The sequence below is a fragment of the Aeromonas sanarellii genome (genome assembly GCF_000820085.1).
Taxonomy (GTDB): Bacteria; Pseudomonadota; Gammaproteobacteria; order Enterobacterales; family Aeromonadaceae; genus Aeromonas; species Aeromonas sanarellii.
Genome location: NZ_CDBN01000046.1, coordinates 1 through 1,661, shown reverse-complemented (window position 1 = coordinate 1,661; position 1,661 = coordinate 1). Strand labels below are relative to the sequence as shown.

Genomic DNA, 1,661 nt, shown 5'->3' with positions numbered 1-1,661 from the left:
GGGAACAGGCGAGCGATCGGGTATGGGAGGGGGCCGAGGGGCTGGAGTGGACCCTGCCATCACCGCCCCCCTATCACAGCTTCAAGACTCCGCCCGACATAGGGCCGGAAGAGCGGTAAGGAGGCCATATGGCCCAGATCAATCACGGCCCCCTGCTCAGAAAACTGGCTCTGGTCGTGCTCGCCATGTTTGGTTTCGCCTTTGCGCTGGTCCCCCTCTATGACGTCTTCTGCCGGATCACCGGTCTCAATGGCAAGACCGACGACCGGCCAGCCACGACGGATCGGGCGGTGCCCGACAGCACGCGGAGCATACAGGTCGAGTTTCTTGCCCATGCGGATGCCAGGATGCCCTGGGAGTTCAGCGGTGAAACGGTGCGGCTGTCGGTGCTACCGGGGGAAGTGAAGCTGGTCAATTACCGGGTATTCAACCCCACTGAGCGCACCATGGTGGGTCAGGCGGTGCCGTCCGTCTCACCCGGTCCTGCCGCTGCCTACCTGAAGAAGGTGGAGTGTTTCTGCTTCAACCGCCAGGAGCTGCAACCGGGGCAGAGCAAGCTGATGCCGCTCAAGTTCTATATCGACCCGGCGCTGCCTGACGACATCAACACCATCACGCTCTCCTACTCGCTCTATGACATCACCCAGGCCGCACCCGTTCCGGCACTGGCACAGAGGAAATAATCATGGCCAAGGTGAATCAGACATATTACGTCCCGGACCAGAGTCGCTGGCCCATCATAGGCGCCATGGCCCTGTTTCTCCTGGCACTGGGGGCAGGGCATCTGGTCAACGAGCTGGCGAGCGAACAGACCGGTATCGGTCGGTATCTGATGATGGCCGGTGTTGCCCTGTTGGCATTCATGCTGTTCGGCTGGTTTCGCCACATCATCCAGGAGTCCATGACTGGGCTCTACAGCGCCCAGATGGACAGATCCTTCAGACAGGGCATGGTCTGGTTCATCTTCTCCGAGGTGATGTTCTTTCTGGCCTTCTTCGGCGTGCTGTTTTATGCCCGCCAGCTCGCCATGCCCTGGCTCGACGGCGCGGGCAACAAGGCGATGACGGCCCAGTTGCTGTGGCCGGATTTCTCGGCGCACTGGCCCCTGCTCAAGACCCCGGGGGGCACCACGACCCAGGCGATGCCCTGGCATGGCATTCCCCTGATCAACACTGTGATCCTGCTCGGATCCTCCGTCACCCTGCTGTTTGCACATACCGGACTGGAGTCCGGGAAGCGCAACCGACTCAAGGGGATGCTGCTGGTGACAGTGGTGCTCGGGCTGACATTCCTGTGGCTGCAGGGCTATGAATACCTGCATGCGTACCGGGATCTGGGGCTGCGGTTCGACTCGGGCATCTATGGCAATACCTTCTTCATCCTGACCGGCTTCCACGGTCTGCACGTCATGCTGGGCACCCTCTTCCTGACCATCATCTGGCTGCGCATCATGCTGAGGGACCATTTCACCCCACAGCGTCATTTCGCCTTTCAGGCTGCGGCCTGGTACTGGCACTTCGTCGACGTGGTCTGGCTCTGTCTGTTCGTCTTCGTCTACCTGCTCTGAAGGCGTTTTTAATAGGGGCGGGGGTTGGGCTCCAGCCAGCCCATTGCAAGGGAGAGCAGCAGGATGACGATTACCAGCAGGGAGAAGAAGACGC

General features: G+C 60.7%; 2 protein-coding genes. Both read left to right on the top strand.

Annotated features, from left to right (window positions below):
- Positions 1-128: 128 nt before the first annotated feature.
- Positions 129-683, top strand: a complete 555-nt coding sequence (locus BN1132_RS09560) for a cytochrome c oxidase assembly protein (protein ID WP_042077087.1) — start codon at positions 129-131, stop codon at positions 681-683.
- Positions 684-685: 2 nt separating this feature from the next.
- Complete coding sequence (locus BN1132_RS09555; RefSeq protein WP_042077085.1) at positions 686-1,567, top strand: cytochrome c oxidase subunit 3; 882 nt, start codon at positions 686-688, stop codon at positions 1,565-1,567.
- The last annotated feature ends 94 nt before the right edge of the window (positions 1,568-1,661 follow it).